The sequence below is a fragment of the Mycobacterium neglectum genome (genome assembly GCF_002591975.1).
GTDB classification, from domain to species: Bacteria; Actinomycetota; Actinomycetes; order Mycobacteriales; family Mycobacteriaceae; genus Mycobacterium; species Mycobacterium neglectum.
The window spans coordinates 1-17997 of sequence record NZ_NVQE01000038.1; the positions used below are offsets into that span (position 1 = coordinate 1).

The 17997-nt window shown below is 65.9% G+C and carries 16 protein-coding genes; 9 read left to right on the forward strand and 7 right to left on the reverse strand.

Translation table 11 applies throughout. From position 1 onward, the window contains the following. Window positions 1-1361: septum formation family protein (locus CSQ99_RS23660; protein WP_141562725.1), on the reverse strand; the 1361-nt coding region annotated here is incomplete at its 3' end. Window positions 1362-1475: 114 nt separating this feature from the next. Here CSQ99_RS23660 and serS point away from each other — a divergent pair. Further along, window positions 1476-2732 carry a serine--tRNA ligase gene (gene serS, locus CSQ99_RS23665; protein ID WP_099041443.1) on the forward strand — a complete coding sequence of 419 codons (1257 nt, stop codon included), beginning with the start codon at window positions 1476-1478 and terminating at the stop codon, window positions 2730-2732. A gap of 6 nt (window positions 2733-2738) precedes the next feature. Here serS and CSQ99_RS23670 read toward each other — a convergent pair whose 3' ends face one another. Genes CSQ99_RS23670 through CSQ99_RS23685 form a run of 4 tightly spaced genes read right to left on the reverse strand, consistent with a single transcriptional unit; the run spans window position 2739 to window position 6079 of the window. After that, window positions 2739-3074 carry a hypothetical protein gene (locus CSQ99_RS23670; RefSeq protein WP_099041444.1) on the reverse strand — a complete coding sequence of 112 codons (336 nt, stop codon included), beginning with the start codon at window positions 3072-3074 and terminating at the stop codon, window positions 2739-2741. Further along, complete coding sequence (locus CSQ99_RS23675) at window positions 3071-4645, reverse strand: Rieske 2Fe-2S domain-containing protein (protein ID WP_099041445.1); 1575 nt, start codon at window positions 4643-4645, stop codon at window positions 3071-3073. Before CSQ99_RS23675 ends, CSQ99_RS23670 begins: the two co-directional genes overlap by 4 nt. 52 nt (window positions 4646-4697) lie before the next feature. Next, window positions 4698-5411, reverse strand: coding sequence for an AAA family ATPase (locus CSQ99_RS23680; RefSeq protein WP_099041473.1), 714 nt, complete (start codon window positions 5409-5411; stop codon window positions 4698-4700). Next, entirely contained in the window at window positions 5408-6079 is a 672-nt protein-coding gene (locus CSQ99_RS23685) for a phosphotransferase (protein ID WP_099041446.1), read from the reverse strand. The genes CSQ99_RS23680 and CSQ99_RS23685 overlap by 4 nt, the downstream gene beginning before the upstream one ends. 18 nt (window positions 6080-6097) lie before the next feature. On the opposite strand from CSQ99_RS23685, the gene CSQ99_RS23690 reads away from it, so the two are divergent. From CSQ99_RS23690 to CSQ99_RS23700, 3 genes are read left to right on the forward strand one after another with little or no spacing between them, the layout of a single operon-like run. After that, window positions 6098-6871 carry a lysophospholipid acyltransferase family protein gene (locus CSQ99_RS23690; protein ID WP_099041447.1) on the forward strand — a complete coding sequence of 258 codons (774 nt, stop codon included), beginning with the start codon at window positions 6098-6100 and terminating at the stop codon, window positions 6869-6871. A 5-nt stretch (window positions 6872-6876) separates the two neighbouring features. Next, window positions 6877-7641: a lysophospholipid acyltransferase family protein gene (locus CSQ99_RS23695; protein WP_099041448.1), complete on the forward strand. Its 765-nt coding sequence runs from the start codon at window positions 6877-6879 to the stop codon at window positions 7639-7641. Continuing rightward, window positions 7638-8453 carry an HAD family hydrolase gene (locus CSQ99_RS23700; RefSeq protein WP_099041449.1) on the forward strand — a complete coding sequence of 272 codons (816 nt, stop codon included), beginning with the start codon at window positions 7638-7640 and terminating at the stop codon, window positions 8451-8453. Before CSQ99_RS23695 ends, CSQ99_RS23700 begins: the two co-directional genes overlap by 4 nt. Here CSQ99_RS23700 and CSQ99_RS23705 read toward each other — a convergent pair whose 3' ends face one another. Then, window positions 8454-10052, reverse strand: a complete 1599-nt coding sequence (locus CSQ99_RS23705) for an N-acetylmuramoyl-L-alanine amidase (RefSeq protein ID WP_425437861.1) — start codon at window positions 10050-10052, stop codon at window positions 8454-8456. Between the two features lie 164 nt (window positions 10053-10216). Next, window positions 10217-11122 (reverse strand): hypothetical protein, encoded by a 906-nt coding sequence (locus CSQ99_RS23710; RefSeq protein WP_099041451.1) that lies wholly within the window; start codon window positions 11120-11122, stop codon window positions 10217-10219. Between the two features lie 160 nt (window positions 11123-11282). On the opposite strand from CSQ99_RS23710, the gene glf reads away from it, so the two are divergent. From glf to aftB, 5 genes are read left to right on the forward strand one after another with little or no spacing between them, the layout of a single operon-like run. Next, window positions 11283-12497 (forward strand): UDP-galactopyranose mutase, encoded by a 1215-nt coding sequence (glf, locus tag CSQ99_RS23715; protein WP_099041452.1) that lies wholly within the window; start codon window positions 11283-11285, stop codon window positions 12495-12497. Beyond that, entirely contained in the window at window positions 12494-14428 is a 1935-nt protein-coding gene (locus tag CSQ99_RS23720; protein ID WP_099041453.1) for a glycosyltransferase, read from the forward strand. The genes glf and CSQ99_RS23720 overlap by 4 nt, the downstream gene beginning before the upstream one ends. Continuing rightward, the gene (locus CSQ99_RS23725) at window positions 14421-14942 is read left to right on the forward strand and encodes a phosphatase PAP2 family protein (protein WP_099041454.1); all 522 of its coding nucleotides are present in this window, start codon (window positions 14421-14423) and stop codon (window positions 14940-14942) included. Before CSQ99_RS23720 ends, CSQ99_RS23725 begins: the two co-directional genes overlap by 8 nt. After that, window positions 14942-15904 carry a decaprenyl-phosphate phosphoribosyltransferase gene (locus tag CSQ99_RS23730; protein WP_176561187.1) on the forward strand — a complete coding sequence of 321 codons (963 nt, stop codon included), beginning with the start codon at window positions 14942-14944 and terminating at the stop codon, window positions 15902-15904. The genes CSQ99_RS23725 and CSQ99_RS23730 overlap by 1 nt, the downstream gene beginning before the upstream one ends. Window positions 15905-15941: 37 nt before the next feature. Further along, complete coding sequence (gene aftB, locus CSQ99_RS23735) at window positions 15942-17972, forward strand: terminal beta-(1->2)-arabinofuranosyltransferase (RefSeq protein WP_176561189.1); 2031 nt, start codon at window positions 15942-15944, stop codon at window positions 17970-17972. Window positions 17973-17997 lie beyond the last annotated feature (25 nt).

A 17997-nucleotide genomic window follows, 5' to 3' on the forward strand; every position in this document is an offset into this window, starting at 1 on the left:
CGCCCGCGATCTACACAGGGGTGTTCGTCGGCAGCGTCAGATGGGTATAAGGGACAGGGCGGTGGGGGTGGTGGTGCCCCCGGTGGCGGTGGCGGCGCGTTCAGGAACGTGTTGCCCGGCGCGGCCGGATCCGGGGTCGGGGCGGCCGTTTCGGTGGCCTGGGTGGAGCCCGGCATGTGCTGAGTCTGATTGCCGAAGTCGGACTGACCACCGGTCGACGAAGACGAAGACGACGATGACGACGACGACGACGATGACGATGACGATGATTCGGCGGGCTCGTCCGGCATCGGGACCGGCGGGAAGCTCAGCCGTTCCTCGGGGATGTCGGGCGGCGGGATGGGCGGCTGACCGTTGATCATCAACGGTCCCTTGGCGCTGTTGAGCAGCGTCGACCAGCCGCCGTTACCGAGGGTCGCCCCGATGCTGCATGACACCTGGTGGCTGCCCGCCGACCAGGTCGGCAGCGAGATCGTGCTGTAGATGAGCGTCAGCGTGGTGCTGCGCAACTGAATAGGTGCCAGGTAGGCGTCCGTCATCCGGGTACACGCATCCTTGATGAAGGTGTCCTGTTCAGGCTCGGGCGGTAGGCCGGTCGGGAACTTCTCGGCGAGGTTGACCGCACCGGTGACCTCCATCGCATGCGGCGCCGCGCAGTCGATCGGAATGTCGGTGGGCTGGTTGGTCGACGGGTCGATGCCAAGGCAGGTGCCCGCGGGCCACACTTTCGACTGGTCGTTGTCGGCGACCTTGCCCTTGAAAGCCACCTGTTGGTTGTTGGGGCCGGGCAGTTGCAACCCGCAGAGCATGCGGCGCTCACCGGACTGCTTCCAGGCCTTGTCGCCGGACCACAACATGCTGACGGTGAAGCGGCTGTTGGGATCGAAGTCGGCGCCGAGGTAGTGCTTGACCGCGGCCGAGCACTGCTCCTGGCTGATCTGCTGAATGCGCGCGGTCGACGGCGGCGCCGCGTCGGGCCCGTACTCGCTGCCGGGGAATGTGCGCATGTCCACCGATTCGGCGACCTCGAACCGGTGTTCGTCCTTGCAGTCGACGATCTCCGCGGAATCCGGGGTGCGCTCCGGCCAGTTCAGGCAGTCGCCGGCCTTCGCGTGCTTGAAGGTGTCGTTACCGCGGGGACCGAGCGAAATCGTGCTCGCGGTCAGGCCGCCCGGGCCCTCGTTCTGCGGAATCGCGGTGATCAGACCGGCGATGAGCAGCCCGCCGAGGGCGGTCAACAGCAGCGCCCGACGCGTCGACGCGGCCTGCAGGCTGCGCCATAACGACGTCCGCGACGAGGACTTTCCAGCCTCGTCACCAGACGGATATTCCACGGTGGGTGCTTCAGACATCTGCTCCATTGTGACAGGCGTGTCGGGCGCTGTGACAAGTGATGCAGTTGTAACGTTATGAGGTTGTGCCTGGGGGTCCGACCTCGGCTGTTCCCTGTCGGCGGCCAAAGTAGTGTTGCGCCCGTGATCGACCTCAAGCTACTGCGCGAAAATCCGGATCTGGTGCGCGCATCGCAACGCGCCCGCGGAGAAGACCCTGGCCTAGTCGACGCGCTCCTCGGCGCCGATGCCGCGCGACGGGCGGCGGTGTCGTCCGGCGACAACCTGCGCGCCGAGCAGAAGGCCGCCAGTAAGAAGATTCCGAATGCCTCGCCGGACGACCGGCCCGCCCTGCTGGCCGCGGCCAAGGAGCTGGCCGACAAGGTGAAGGCCGCCGAATCGGAACAGGGTGAGGCGGAGACGGCGTTCGCCGCCGCGCACATGGCCATCTCGAATGTGATCATCGACGGTGTCCCCGCCGGCGGAGAAGACGACTTCGCGCTGCTCGACACCGTCGGCGAACCACGCGCCATCGACAACCCGAAGGACCACGTCGAACTCGGCGAGTCACTCGGGCTGATCGACCTTGAGCGCGGCGCGAAGGTGTCCGGCGCACGGTTCTACTTCCTGACCGGCGCCGGGGCGCTGCTGCAGCTCGGACTGCTGCAGTTGGCAGCGCAGCTGGCTCAGGCGAACGGTTTCACCCTGATGGTGCCGCCGGTGCTGGTCCGCCCGGAAATCATGGCGGGCACCGGCTTTCTCGGTGCACACGCCGAGGAGGTTTACCACCTGGACGCCGACGATCTCTATCTGGTCGGTACGTCGGAGGTGGCCCTTGCCGGTTACCACTCCGGCGAGATCATCGATCTCTCCGACGGTCCGCGGCGCTATGCGGGCTGGTCGTCGTGCTTCCGTCGCGAGGCGGGCAGCCACGGAAAGGACACCCGCGGCATCATCCGTGTGCACCAGTTCGACAAGGTCGAGGGTTTCATCTACTGCAAGCCCGACGAGGCCGAGTCCGAACACCAGCGGCTACTCGGCTGGGAGCGCGAAATGCTGGCGAAGATCGACGTGCCGTATCGCGTGATCGACATCGCCGCAGGGGATTTGGGGTCATCAGCCGCGCGCAAGTTCGACTGCGAGGCGTGGATTCCGACGCAGCAGACATATCGGGAGCTGACCTCGACGTCGAACTGTACGACGTTTCAGGCACGGCGACTGGGAGTGCGTTACCGCGACGAGAACGGCAAGCCCCAGACCGCGGCGACCCTGAATGGCACGCTGGCGACCACCCGGTGGTTGGTGGCCATCCTCGAGAACCACCAGCAGCCCGATGGGAGTGTGCGGGTGCCGGAAGCCTTGGTGGGATTCGTCGGAACCGAAGTCCTCGAGCCGAAGTAGCCGCTACTAGCGTGCGAGCAGTTCGTCGAGTTTGGCGAGAAACTCCGTCGGCCGCTGCGGTGTGAACGCGGGGTTGGTTCGTGCGCCCGCCACATCGAGGGTGACGAGCGTGGATTTGATCGGTCGCCAGACATCCAGTGGCAGCCAGCGGCGGACGTTGGAACTGCCCCACAGTCGGAACCGCTCATTGAGGAAGCTCAGGGATTCGGCTTTGTACCCGCGCACATCGCGAAGCGGGATGATCTTCGAGGTGCCCGACGGAAAGTGATAGCGCCGCAACGTGATCGCCTCGCGGTCCAGCTGGATGAGGCCGTCGTCGTAGTTCTGAAGCGGTCCCGTCACGATTGCGTACCCCCCCGTGCGGAGCGCAGCTCATGCCCCTTGGTCGTCAGGCATCGGCCGTTATCCAGATTCCACTGCCAACCGTGCAGGTTGCAAGTCAACGTCGAGCCCTCCACCACGCCGAATTTCGACAGGTCGGCCTTCAGGTGCGGGCAGCGTCGTTGAATCTCCCAGCCGTCCAACATGATTGATGCGGTGTCGTCATGTGCCTCGGCGAACCAGCCGTCGGCGTAGGCGATGCGTTCGTCGGTCAGACATTTGAAGAACGTATAGAGGTACTCGTTGTAGCCGCCGACCCGCCATGCCGAGAACCGGGTGGACAAGAAGATCGTGTTGACCCAGTCGGGCTCGTTGTCGCGCAGCACCGTGCGCACGAGCTCGGGTGCGATCGCGAAGCCGTACCGAAACTTCTCGTCCGCAATGGGTTCGCGGACAGCTCGTTTCGGAAAATCGAGCACGACGGATTCGTCGTGGCCGCCGCCCTCGAGCCGCAATTCCACCGGATAGCCGATGCCGTCACAGATCTGGTCGCTTCCCAGCATGATCGGCTCGAAGAGTGTGCGCAGCGGCTCCAGCATGGACTCGCCCGCCGCGGGCGCCCAATTCGCCTTCTCGGCGGCCAGCACCGGAGCCATCCGCTCGGCATAGTCGGCGATGTAGGCCGCCTTACGGGTGGTGAAGATCGCCTGCACTTCGTCGTCGGCCAGCGGATGGTGCAGCGAATTCAACTGTGAGCCAGTGAAATCGGCGGTAGTCCCCGGCATCATCAGCAGGCCGCCGTCGTGGCCGTTGCTTCTCATCTGCTCGAGGAAGACCACCTGATCGGGAAAGATGTTCGCGGGGTCGCCGTGATCGTCGTTGAGGTCACGCAGCGCTGAATCCAGAAAGCACGGGGGACCCGCGGACGGGATCACCCACGTGGCCCCCACCTGTGCGATGTACTGGCGGCACCGGTCCATCTGTCGCTGGCGCTTCTGAGTGCCGAACGCCTCCTTGGCGCGTGCAGGCATGTCGTAGACCATCGGATACCAGATCGCGCCCGAGTACTGCAGCATGTGCACGTCGACGGCTCCGAAGTCGGCGTGCACCACGTCGAGGTCGACCGGTCGGGCGTCGTTCATGTTGAAGCAGACCGTCTCGCCGTCGTCGACTACCAGGCCGGAGTCCCCGATCGGACCGTCCGCGGGCGCGCGCAGCGAGATGATCATCACATCGAGGTCGCCCTTGGGTCCGCTGACGCGGTGTTTGACCGAGTCGGTGGTTTCGAAGAACCGGTGGAACCCGATCTTTTCCAGTTCGCGGCGCAGGTCTGGTACCGGGAAGTCGGGCAGCAGCACCGTCGCGTCCTTGTTGACGTGCGCGCTCAGGTTCCTCGCGTCGAAGTGGTCAGCGTGCAGGTGCGAGACGTACAGGTAGTCGCAGTCGCCGAGGGCGTCCCAGTCCAGCCCACTGTTGTCGGGGAACGGGAACCACGACGCGAAGTACGCGGGGTTGACCCACGGGTCGCACAGGATGGCTCCGGCGTTGGTAGCTATCCGGAAGCCGGCGTGTCCGACGCTGGTGACCTGCACTTATGTCCTCTCCTGATGTCCGCCTTTCCATTAGCGGAGTGCGGCATCAAGACTAACCGGCCGCGAACAGGTGCCGCAGATACGCGTCGGGCGCGGACATGAAGCGGCGCCAGTGCGCCACCATCGGAAGATCCTCCCAGGTGCTCACGCGGCGGCCGTGCTCGCCGAATTCGAGGATCCTCGCGCCGGGAAACGCCGCGAGCACGGGTGAGTGCGTTGCCAGCAGGACCTGCGATCCGTCGGCGATGAGCGAGTCCATCAGCGCCATCAACTGCAGACACGAAGTGAACGACAGTGCCGCCTCCGGTTCGTCGAGGATGAACAGCCCGCGTTCGGTGTCCCGGGAGGACAGGAACGCCAGGAACGACTCGCCGTGTGATTGCGCGTTGAGCGCTCCGCCGAACACCTGGTGGGGGGTCCCGCTATCGACCTCGGTGAACAACTGATGCATGGCTTCGGCCCGCAGGAAGCAGCCACCGGCGGGCGGCGGGAACTCGCCCTGCAGTCGCACTGCCCAGTGCAGGTCGCTGTCCTCATCGCCCGCCCGCGGGGTCCAATGCTTGACGGCTCCGCGAAGCCGCGAGGCCCATGCGGCCGCGACCGCCTCGAGCACCGTGGACTTGCCCGAGCCGTTCTCGCCGACGATCACGGTCACAGATGCGTCGAGCGCCAGCGGCTCGGCGGCCAGCTGCGCGATGGCCGGGATATCGAAATACCAAGAGTCCGAGTCTTTCTCAGGGTCAAGAGAAATCTGCTGCAGAATCAATCGCCGTCCTCCCACAGCCGCAGGTAGTGGTCCATCCGGTCCTGATCGGGCGCGACGCCGTAGGCGTCAAAAAACTCGTCGCGCCAGTCGCCCCCGTAGTTGTACTCCAGCGACCATTGCGCGACCGCCAGATCGGCCCAACGGTCGGCGACGCCGAGATCGCCGAGGTCGACATGCCCGCAACAGCGGCCATCGTCATCGATCAGGGTGTTGGGCGCACACGCATCGCCGTGGCAGACCACGAGGCGGTCGACATCGGGTTGATCGGTCACCCACGTCGGTGGCCCGAACGGGCAGTCGCCCACGGGCAGAGTCTCGTGCATCAGGGCAAGGCCGGCGCCGATCGCGCGCGCGGCCGTGCGCGGATCGTCCATCCACCGCGGATCGATCGCGGAGGAGCCCGGCAGCCCGGCGGTATGGATCCACCCGTCGCCCGCGCCCAGCACCCGCGGCACTCGCAGATAGGTGGCGGCCCAGCCGAGCCGGCACACCTCGGCCGCCAGTCCGTGCGCCGATTGCGGCGGCGTGACCTTGACATATTCGGATCCGCCGCCGATCGCGAACGTGACACCACCGAGTTCGTTGACCCATATCGGGGCCACCGTTCTGCCCGCCGCGATGTCGGTGACGACGAAGGGGGTCGGCACGGGTTCGGTGGGGCGGCTCACGCGACTAGGCTGCCTGATGTGGAGCCGGTTTACGGAACAGTCATCCAACTCGCCAGGACGCTCTGGCGATTTCAGGGGCTGACGTTCACCGTCACCGGCGTCGAGAACGTGCCGGTGGCCGGCGGGGCCGTGATCGCCATCAACCACACCGGATACCTCGACTTCACCTTCGCCGGGCTGCCCGCCTACCGGCAGAAGCGGGGCCGCAAGGTCCGTTTCATGGCGAAGAAAGAGGTGTTCGACAACAAGTTCACGGGCCCGATCATGCGCAGCCTGCGTCACATCGAGGTGGACCGCGACAGCGGCGCCGCGTCATTCGACGAGGCCTGCCGCAAGCTCAAAGAAGGCGAGCTGGTCGGCGTCTACCCGGAGGCCACGATCAGCCGCAGCTTCGAGATCAAAGACTTCAAATCCGGTGCGGCGCGAATGGCGATCGCCGCCGACGTACCGATCGTCCCGCATATCGTCTGGGGCGCGCAGCGCATCTGGACCAAGGGCCATCCGAAGAACATGCGTCGCCCCAAGGTGCCGATCTCGGTGGCCGTGGGCGAGCCGATCTACCCGACCCTGCCGCCGGTCGAGCTGACCGCGCTCCTGCACTCCCGAATGCAGCACCTGCTCGAACGCGTGCAAGACGATTATGGACCGTATCCGCCCGGCGAATTCTGGGTGCCGCACCGACTCGGTGGCGGAGCACCGACGCTGGCAGAGGCGAACCGGATGGACGCCGAAGAGGCTGCGGAGAAGGCGGCCCGCCGCGCGCAGCGGGGCCCCGCAGGAGCGCCGGAGTAGCGCGCATGGAGCCGGTTTTCCGCGGATTGGAGATTGCAGTCAGCACGGCGAACAGGGTCATTGGCTCGCGCATCACCTACCTTGGCCTGGAGAACATCCCCGCGCACGGTGGCGCCGTCGTCGCGATCAACCACACCAGCTACCTGGACTGGTATCCGTCCGCACTCGCCGCATATCAGGTCCGGCGCCGGCTGCGGTTCATGATCAAGTCCGAAATGCAGCAGGTGAAGGTCGTCAACTTCCTGATCAAGCACTCCGGGACGATTCCGGTCGACCGCGAAGCGGGCGGCGGCGCCGCCTACGCCGTCGCCGTCGAGCGACTACGGGAGGGCGAGCTCGTCGCCGTGTATCCAGAGGCAACGATCAGCCGCAGCTTCGAGCTGAAGGAGTTCAAATCCGGCGCGGCGCGGATGGCGCGCGACGCACAGGTGCCGATCATCCCGATGATCGTGTGGGGCACCCAGCGAATGTGGACCAAGGACCATCCACGAAACATGGGCCGCAGGAAGATACCGATCACCGTGGCAATCGGCCCGCATGTACACGCCGCGGCGACGTTCGACGACACCAGTACGGCGTTGCGCGAGGCGATGAACAAACTGCTGCACATGGTGCAGGAGGACTACCCGCATCCCGCTGGTGCGTACTGGGTGCCGCACCGCCTCGGCGGATCGGCGCCGACGACCGACGAGGCCAAGGCGCTCGAGGCAGCCGAGCTCGCCGAACGGGCCCGCAGGCGGGCGCAGCGAGAGACGAAAAGCCGCCGGTGACCCTGCCTCTGCTGGTGGCCTCCGATGTGGACGGAACGCTGCTCACCGACGACGACAAGATCACCGCCCGCACCCGCGCCGCGCTGACGGCCGCCGTGGACTCCGGAACCCAGTTCGTGCTCGCGACCGGTCGTCCGCCGCGCTGGATTTCACCGATCGTCGATGCCCTGGGGTTCGCGCCGATGGCGGTGTGCGCCAACGGCGCTGTGATCTATGACCCGTCAACCGACCGCATCGTGTCGGCCCGCACCCTGTCCGTCGACGTGCTCGCCGAGATCGCCGAGATCGCCACCCGTGTCATCCCCGGCGCCGGCCTTGCCGTCGAACGGGTGGGGCGCAGCGCACATGACGCCGCCACCCCCCAGTTCGTCAGCTCGCCCGGCTACGAGCATGCATGGCTGAACCCGGACAACACCGAAGTGTCGTTCGAGGACCTGCTGAGTGCGCCCGCCGTCAAATTGTTGATCCGCAAGGCGGGCGCACAGAGTGCCGACATGGCTGACGAATTGGCCAAATACGTTGGTATGCAGGGCGATATCACCTATTCGACCAACAACGGCCTGATCGAGATAATGCCGCTGGGTATCAGTAAGGCCACCGGAATCGCTGAGCTGGCAGGGCCACTGGGCGTCACGGCAGAAGACGTGGTGGCCTTCGGCGACATGCCGAACGACGTGCCGATGCTGCGATGGGCCGGCCTCGGCGTGGCCATGGGCAACGCCCACCCCGATGCGGTGGCCGCGGCCGACGAGGTCACCGCGACGAACGCGGACGACGGTGTCGCGCGGGTGCTCGAGCGGTGGTGGCTGTGATCAGGCGGGGCTGATGGCCGGAGTGAACCGCTCCAGCTGAATCGGAGTGTGTTCGGACACCGATCTCGGCAGTTCGGTCGGGGCCCCGTCGATGACCCGCGTGACGGTTCCGTGCTCGCGATCGAAATTCAGCGTGCCATGCTGGAAGTTCTGCACGACCCACAGCGGCTCCTGGATCTCACCGCTCGTCGGCAGGCCGAGCGCGCCGCGCTCGAAACCCAGCGAGCCCCAAGCTTTGTAGATCTCCCCGGTGACCGGTTCGGCTCCGCTCGTCGGAGACCAATAGATCGCGCCACGCTCGAAATTCGCATACCGAGCCGGACCTTCGCCCGCGGCCTCGGGCGACCTCGGTGCGCCGAGGATGCTGTTCGGGCCGCCCATCGACTCCCAGCGCATGAAGATCGCACCCCCGCGCAGTGTCTCCGCCAGGTCGGCAGGACCGGGCGGCCTGTTGAATCGTGCCGCGATATCCCGAATCCGATCCATCGCGGCGTACGCGGCATTGCCCGGGCATTCGGTGACGCCCACGTCTCGGTGGGTGAAGATGGTCGGCAGCGCCGGCGTGGCACCGAACGGGAACTTGGAGAACGAGCTGCCCGCCGAGGCGAGCACCACTGTGCCTCTAGGGTCGATGTGGTCTAGACCCAATCGCCATCCGAGCAACCTGCCTGTGTTCTGCAGCTGAATCTCGGTGGGCGGGATCTGGTCGAAGTTGCCCAACATGGCCACACCCCAGGTGTCGCGGTTGAAGCCGCCGGTGTGAGCTCCCTCGACGGGCCTGGTGATTCCACCCGCGCGGCCTTCGAAAACCTGGCCGTACTTGTCGACCATGGCGTTGTAGGCGATGTCGCACCAGCCCAGCGTGCGGGTGTGGTACTCGTAGATCGACCGGATGATCCCGGCCGAATCCTCGGGTGCGTACTCGTTGCTACCGGCGGTGTGGTGGACGATGCCGGCCCGGATTGACTTGTCGTACTGAGGGTTTGGGCAACGCATTCCCTCATCGGCACCCCACCCCGCCCTGTCGATGATTTGCGGTGGCACTCCCGGTGCGGTGACGGCAGAGGGAAGCGGCAACGAATCCACCGGCGCCTGCGGTGGGCTGATCAGCACGGCGTTGACGTTCTGGGGAAGGGGCTGCTCGACGTTGGCGGGCACGTATCCCAACGGCGGCCGGTCATCGGCGGGCTCGGGGGCCGGATTGGGCACGGGCTTCGCGCGGGTGACCGCGATCTGCACAGTGTTGGTGCGACCGACGAAGACGGGTTCGGTGCCGTGCGGGGCGCCTGCCACGGGAGTGTCGGGCCCGAGCCCCTCCATGGCCTCTGCCTCATACCAGGGGCCCCAGGTGCCGTCGGGCTTCTTGGCCCGGACCCGAGCCGACGTACCGGCGAGGTCGTCAGCAGTCAGTGCGACCAACGAGAAGGGCGTGTCCTGGTGGATCTCGCGAATCGTCTCGCCACCGCCGACGCCGGTCAGCGGCTGCTGCGCGACCTGCGGCGCGCTGGGCGCTGTCTCGTGGCCATCGCCGGCTCCCGGAATGCCGTAGATCGCCATGGGCAGTACGACAGCCGTCGCCGCGATCGCGGTGAAGAGCATCGACGGCACAGAACGGCGACACGACACGGGCCGATGTTACGTAAGTGTCAGTTGTTACTGATGTTTCAACACGGCACTAGTGCATACCAATCTGGACGCGGCCTCAACGCAACGGCACCGCAGAGCCAGGGAGGAGGCTTCTGCGGTGCCGTTCGGTGATAGGTCTACGCGCCAGCGCCGGTTGAGGCTCCCGCTGCGGCGGCCGGTGCTGCTGCGGCCGCAGGCGCCGCACCAGCGACTGCCGGTGCACCCGGGGGCTTGGCCGCCGACATGATCGCGGGCATCACCATGCCCTTGAGCAGGTCAATCGCCTGGCCGGCGCCCAACTGGTTGGCCATGGAAGACAGATCGCCGATGATGCCGGTGCTGCCGCCGGTTGCCGGCATGCTCGCCAGCGACGGATCGCCCATGATCGGGTACATGCCGGCGCCGGGATCGAGTCCGATCGGTGCCGAGATCGGGATCTCGCTGGGTGCGGGCAGCGCACCGGTGGAGATCGGAGTCAGCCCTGGATCGGTGAGCGACGCGGCCGGCGTGCTCAGTCCGGGCGTCGTCAGACCCCCGGCATCTGCGGTCAATCCCGGACTGGACAGTGCCGGATTGGTGAGTGCGGGGTTGGCCAGCGCCGGATCGGTCAGTGCCGGCCCGGTCGCGGTGAGGCCGGGAAGGGTCGCACTCGGCGCGGTCAGGCCCGGCGTGGTCAGGCCCGGCGTGGTCAGGCCCGGTGTCGTCAGGCCTGGCGTGGTCAAGCCCGGTGCGGTCAGAGCGGGCGAGGTCAGGCCGGGCGAGGTCAGCGTCGTTGGCGTGCCGGCGCCGCTACCTGTCAATACGCCGGTGGGCATCGGTGGCAGGTTGATGCCGAATTGCGACAGGCCCTGCGATAGCGCCGAAATCAGCTCATTCGGCAGGTCGGTTACGCCTGCGGCCTGGACGAACTCGCGGTGCTGCGGCTGCGCATCGATGCTTGCGGACAACTCGGATACGGCGACTACTGCGGCTGGACTCGCGACGGCCAGGGCGGCGACTGCGCTCATGGCTGTCGAGAGCCTGCGTCGACGTCGGTTCGGCACGGAAGTCTCCTCAATATATGGACTACATCTGGTAGGTACTCGTACGTGATAGACGGTACTGCTGTGACTACTGTGACTGAAGTGGCGATACGGAATTGTGAGCCAATCTTGACCTGAGCCCTCCGTCGGATTCGGGCTGCGCGGTGGCCGTCGGATACCCTTGCTGCCGATGACAGCTCGTTTCGATCTCTTTGTCGTCGGTTCCGGTTTCTTCGGCCTGACGGTTGCCGAGCGTGTGGCATCGCAGCTGGATAAGCGGGTTCTGGTGCTCGATCGCCGCCCGCATATCGGCGGCAATGCCTACTCGGAGCCGGAACCACAGACCGGCATCGAGATCCACAAGTACGGCGCCCACCTCTTCCACACCTCGAACCAACGGGTGTGGGACTACGTGCGCCAGTTCACCGACTTCACCGGCTACCAGCACCGGGTCTTCGCCATGCACAACGGGCAGGCCTACCAGTTCCCGATGGGCCTCGGTCTGGTGTCGCAGTTCTTCGGCAAGTACTTCACACCCGAGCAGGCCCGGCAGTTGATCTCCGAGCAGGCCGCCGAGATCGACAGCAGCGCTGCCGCGAATCTCGAAGAGAAGGCGATCTCGCTCATCGGCCGCCCGCTTTACGAGGCGTTCGTGAAGGGTTACACCGCCAAACAGTGGCAGACCGATCCCACCGAACTGCCTGCGGCGAACATCACGCGGCTGCCGGTGCGCTACACATTCGACAACCGCTACTTCAACGACACCTATGAGGGGCTTCCGACCGACGGTTACACCGCGTGGCTGCAGAACATGGCCGCCGATGACCGCGTCGAGGTGCGGTTGGACACCGACTGGTTCGACGTCCGCGACGAACTTCGTGCGGCGAACCCCGACGCGCCGGTGGTCTACACCGGACCGCTGGACCGATACTTCGACTATGTGGAGGGCCGACTGGGTTGGCGCACACTCGATTTCGAACTCGAGGTGCTCGAAACGGGCGATTTTCAAGGGACACCCGTGATGAACTACAACGACCTTGACGTGCCTTACACCCGGATCCACGAGTTCCGGCACTTCCACCCGGAGCGGGTCTATCCGACCGACAAGACGGTGATCATGCGGGAGTTCTCCCGTTTCGCCGATGACGACGACGAACCGTATTACCCGATCAACACCGAGACGGATCGGTCCTTGCTGGCGGCCTACCGGGCGCGCGCGAAGGCCGAGACGGCATCGGCGAAGGTGCTGTTCGGCGGCCGCCTTGGCACCTATCAGTACCTCGACATGCACATGGCGATCGCCAGCGCATTGAATATGTTCGACAACACCCTCGCGCCGCACCTGCGTGACGGCGTGCCCCTCGCCGAAGATGGCACAGAAAGCAGCAACGCATGAGTGACATCCCGTCCGGCGCGCTCGACGCCGGAGACGACACCAGGGCGGTCAGCCTCTTGGCGCGCGTAATCCTGCCGCGCCCCGGCGAACCGCTCGACGTTCGAAAGCTCTACATCGAGGAGTCGGATACCAACGCGCGTCGCGCCCACGCCCCGACGCGCACCACGCTCGAGATCGGCGCGGAGTCGGAGGTGTCGTTCGCGACGTACTTCAACGCCTTCCCGGCGAGCTATTGGCGCCGCTGGTCGACGCTGGAGTCGGTGGTGTTGCGCGTCGAACTCACCGGCAGCGCCCGAGTCGACGTGTACAGGTCCAAGGCAACCGGCGCCCGGATCACCGTCGGTGGTGAGGCGGTGTCGAGCGGTGACGAAGGAACCGCCTTTGTCGAGTTCGAGATCGACCTGTCGCCGTTCGAAGACGGTGGATGGATCTGGTTCGACATCACCACCAACAGCAAGTCCACCGTGCACAGTGCGGGCTGGTACGCGCCGCGGCCCGCCCCGGGACGGGCCAACGTCGTCGTCGGAATCCCGACCTTCAACCGGCCCGCGGACTGCGTCAGCGCACTGGCGGCGTTGACGTCGGATCCGTTGGTGGACGAGGTGATCAGCGCGGTGATCGTGTCCGACCAGGGCACCAAGAAGGCCAAGGACCATCCGGGGTTTGAGGCCGCAGCCGCTGCGCTCGGCAACCGGCTGTCGGTGCACAACCAACCCAACCTCGGTGGTTCCGGTGGTTATAGCCGGGTCATGTACGAGGCGCTGAAGAACACGGACTGCGAACAGATCCTGTTCATGGATGACGACATCCGCGTCGAACCTGACTCGATACTGCGGGCGCTGGCGCTGAACCGGTTCGCCAAGGTGCCCACGCTGGTCGGCGGCCAGATGCTCAACCTGCAAGAGCCGAGCCATCTGCACGTGATGGGCGAGATGGTCGACTCCGAGAACTTCATGTGGTCGGGCGCGGTCAACACCGAGTATGACCACAACTTCGCCAAGTACCGCCTCAACGACGAAGAGGAGCCCCGTAGCAAACTGCTGCACCGGCGCATCGACGTCGACTTCAACGGCTGGTGGATGTGCATGATCCCGCGAGCGGTGGCAGAGGAGCTCGGGCAGCCGGTGCCGCTGTTCATCAAGTGGGACGACGTGGAGTACGGCCTGCGGGCTGGGGAGCACGGCTATCCGACCGTCACGTTGCCCGGCGCCGCGATCTGGCACATGGCGTGGAGCGACAAGGACGACGCCATCGACTGGCAGGCGTACTTTCATCTGCGCAACCGGTTGGTGGTCTCGGCGATGCACTGGGACGGCAACATCACCGGACTGCTCGCCAGCCATTTGAAGGCGACCTTGAAACATCTTCTGTGCCTTGAGTATTCGACCGTTGCGATCCAGAACAAGGCGATGGATGACTTCCTGGCCGGACCCGAGCACATTTTCTCGATCCTGGAGTCCGCGCTGCCCGACGTGCGCGCCATGCGGGCGGAGTACCCCGATGCCGTCGTGCTGGAAAGCGCGACCGCGCTGCCGACGCCCTCGGACAAGAGGTGGCGCAAGAAGGTGACGATCCCCACCAACCCGCTGGCGATCTCGTTGCGGCTGACTCGCGGGATTCTCCATCAACTCAAGACGCATGACCCCGAGCATCATCGGCGCCCGCAGATCAATGTCGCCACCCAGGATGCCCGGTGGTTCTCGCTATGCAAGGTCGACGGCGTCACGGTCACAACCGCTGACGGCCGCGGCGTCGTGTACCGCCAACGCGACCGCGCGAAAATGGCTGAGCTGCTTCGTGAGTCGATCAAGCGTCAGATCGCGCTCGCCCGAAAGTTCAACCGCATGCGCAAGGTTTACCGCGCCGCGCTGCCGGTGCTCACGAGCAAGCAGAAGTGGGAGACCGTACTGCTCCCCGGGGCCGATGGCTGACAGCCCGCGCGGCGAGGATGCCGTGCTGGTGGCAGTCCAGTCCGCGCTCGCCGATCCGCCCGGCGTGCTGGCGGGCGCACGGGCACTTTCCCATTTCGGTGAGCACAGCATCGGCTGGCTCGTGGTCGCGGCGCTCGGCGCGCTGCTGCAGCCCGCGAAGCGACACGCTTTCCTCGCCGCAGGCGCCGGGGCATTCGTCGCCCACGCCGCGGCGGTGGTGATCAAACGTGTGGTGCGACGCGAGCGCCCGCACCATCCCGCGATCGCGGTGAACGTGGGTACTCCGAGCCGGCTCAGCTTCCCCTCCGCGCACGCGACATCCACCACCGCGGCGTCGATTCTCCTGGGCCGGGCGACCGGTCTTCCCTTGCCCGCGATACTGGTGCCGCCAATGGCGTTGTCGCGGTTGGTGCTCGGCGTTCATTACCCGAGTGACGTGCTCACCGGCGTGGCGGTCGGGGCGGTCGTCGCCAAGGCGGTCACCATGGTCACAGAGCGGGCCGAAGGAGTCTGATGAGCATCTCGAGCGAGAGCAGCGCAGAGAGCGCGCCTCAGGTGAGTTCGGAGCCGACGCTCCAGAAGGGCCCGCCGCGCAATCTCGCGACCGGGCTCATCAAGGCGCTCCGGCCGAGGCAGTGGGTCAAAAACGTCCTGGTGTTCGCCGCGCCGGTGGCCGCGCTCGGCGATGCGCGCTACGCCTACGACTACCGCGAAGTGCTGGTGCAGGTGCTGCTGGCGTTCGTGGTGTTCAGCCTGGCCGCATCATGCGTGTACCTGGTGAACGACGCGAGGGACGTCGAAGCGGACCGCGCGCACCCGACCAAACGATTCCGCCCGATCGCAGCGGGCGTGGTTCCAGAGTGGCTGGCCTACTCACTGGCCGTGGTACTCGGCGTCGTGTCGCTGGTGATCTCCTGGCTGGTGACCCCGAATCTGGCGGTGGTGATCGCGATTTACATCGTGATCCAGCTGGCCTACTGCTTCGGCCTCAAGCACCAGCCCGTCATCGACATCTGCATCGTCTCGTCGGGCTTCTTGATTCGCGCCATCGCCGGTGGTGTCGCGGCGGGTGTGCCGTTGTCGCAATGGTTCCTGCTGATGATGGCTTTCGGTTCGCTGTTCATGGCGGCGGGCAAGCGGTACGCCGAACTCCAGCTGGCCGAGCGCACCGGGGCCAAGATCCGTAAATCACTCGAGAGTTACACCAGTTCGTATCTGCGCTTCGTGTGGACGCTGTCGGCGACGGCACTGGTGCTGTGTTACGGCCTTTGGGCATTCGAGCGCGACGACACTGGCGGTACGTCCTGGTTCGTGGTGTCGATGATCCCCTTTGTGATCGCCATCCTGCGGTATGCCGTCGACGTCGACGGTGGCATGGCCGGTGAGCCAGAGGAGATCGCGTTGAAGGACCGGGTGCTGCAGCTGTTGGCACTGGCGTGGATCGGAACCATCGGTGCCGCCATCTTCCTCAGTTGACAGGGTGAGCTTCACGGTCGCCGGCCGAAGCCGCTGGATGGACGGCCTCGGCGACCGTTTCGCCCGCCTGCCGGCGTTTCCCTATGACCTCACAGTGCGAATCAGCCTGTGGGTGAGCGTGATCGTCGTCGCGGCGCTGTTCGGCTGGGGAGCGTGGGAGCGGCGCTGGATCGCCGACGACGGTCTCATCGTCCTGCGCACCGTCCGAAACCTGTTGGCGGGCAATGGTCCGGTGTTCAACGCCGGCGAACGCGTCGAGGCGAATACCTCGACGGTATGGACCTATCTGATCTACCTCGGCGCCTGGGTCGGTGGCCCGGTGCGGATGGAGTATGTGGCGCTGTTCCTGGCGCTCACGCTCAGCGTGCTCGGTGTGGTGTTCGCGATGCTGGGCGCCGCCAGACTGTATGCGCCGAGCCTGCAGGGGCGGCGGGCGTTGATACTGCCCGCGGGTGTACTGGTCTACATCGCGGTACCGCCGGCCCGTGACTTCGCCACCTCCGGTCTCGAAAATGGTTTGGTGCTGGCATATCTCGGGCTCCTCTGGTGGATGATGGTCTGCTGGTCGCAGGCGATGCGCGCATCCGGTCCGGGCAGAGCACCAATGCCCGTCTACCGCGGTGGCCCACCGACGATTCGCAGACAACCCGTGGGGCCACCGGCCGGAATCAGCCGGTCCTTCGACGCCGCACTGGCTTTCGTCGCAGGGATGAGCGTGCTGATTCGGCCCGAGCTGGCGTTGATCGGCGGGCTCGCGCTGGTCATGATGCTGATCGCGGCACGGGACTGGCGGCGGCGCGGACTCATCGTTCTCGCAGGCGGTCTGGTGCCCGTGGCCTACGAGATCTTCCGAATGGGCTACTACGGCTTGCTGTTTCCCGGCACGGCCCTGGCCAAGGACGCCTCTGGAGCCAAGTGGTCACAAGGGTTCGTGTACCTGGCCAACTTCAACAGTCCGTATCTGCTGTGGGCACCCGCCATTCTGCTGGCCGGTCTGGCGGCGGTGGTGATGGTGACCCGTGGCCGCCCGTGGGGGATTCGTCACTCGGTGGCGCCGGGCCATGGATGGCTTGCGCGGACAGTTCAAAGCCCGCAGGCGGTGGTGGGATTCATGCTGGTCAGCGGTGCGCTGCAGGCGATCTACTGGATCCGCCAGGGCGGCGACTTCATGCATGGGCGGGTCTTGTTGACCCCGTTGTTCTGCATGCTCGCTCCGATCGCGGTGATTCCGCTGGTGTTGCCCGACGGCGCCCGAATGGCCCGTGGCGCAGGCTATCTGTTCGTCGGTGCCACCAGCCTGCTGTGGGTGTCGATCGCGGGTTGGTCGTTGTGGGTGGCGAATTCGAACGGGATGGGGGCCGACGCCACCCGCGTGACGTACAGCGGCATCGTCGACGAGCGACGGTTCTACGCACAGGCAACGGGCAACGCGCATCCGCTGACTGCGGCCGACTACCTCGATTACCCGCGGATGCGTGCGGTGATGACGGCGTTGAACAACACGCCTGACGGCGCCCTACTGCTGCCGGCCGGCAATTACGACCAGTGGGACGTGGTGCCCGCGATCCCGCCCCCGCCTGATGCGCCGCCCGATGTCAAGGCCCAAAGGGGCCCGCACACAGTGTTTTTCACCAACCTCGGCATGTTGGGGATGAATGTCGGACTGAACGTCCGGGTGATCGATCAGATCGGACTCGCCAATCCGCTTGCCGCGCACACCGCGCGTTTGGACGACGGCCGCATCGGCCACGACAAGAACCTCTTCCCCGACTGGGCGGTGGCCGAGGGACCGTTCCTCAAGACCAGGCCCTTCATTCCGTCCTATATCGACGAGGAGTGGATCGCACAGGCCGAGGCGGCACTCGAGTGCCCGGCGACCGACGCGATGCTGAATGCCATCCGCGGTGAGATGGGGCCGCGCCGGTTCCTGTCGAACCTGCTGCACGCGTACGCACTGACGGAATACCGGATCGATCGAGTGCCGCTCTATGAACTGAAACGCTGCGGTCTGGATGTGCCGGAGCCGAAGAACGCGCCCTACACAGGCATGCCGGCCACGGGGCCATAGCTCCGGTAACGCGACCATCGAGTTG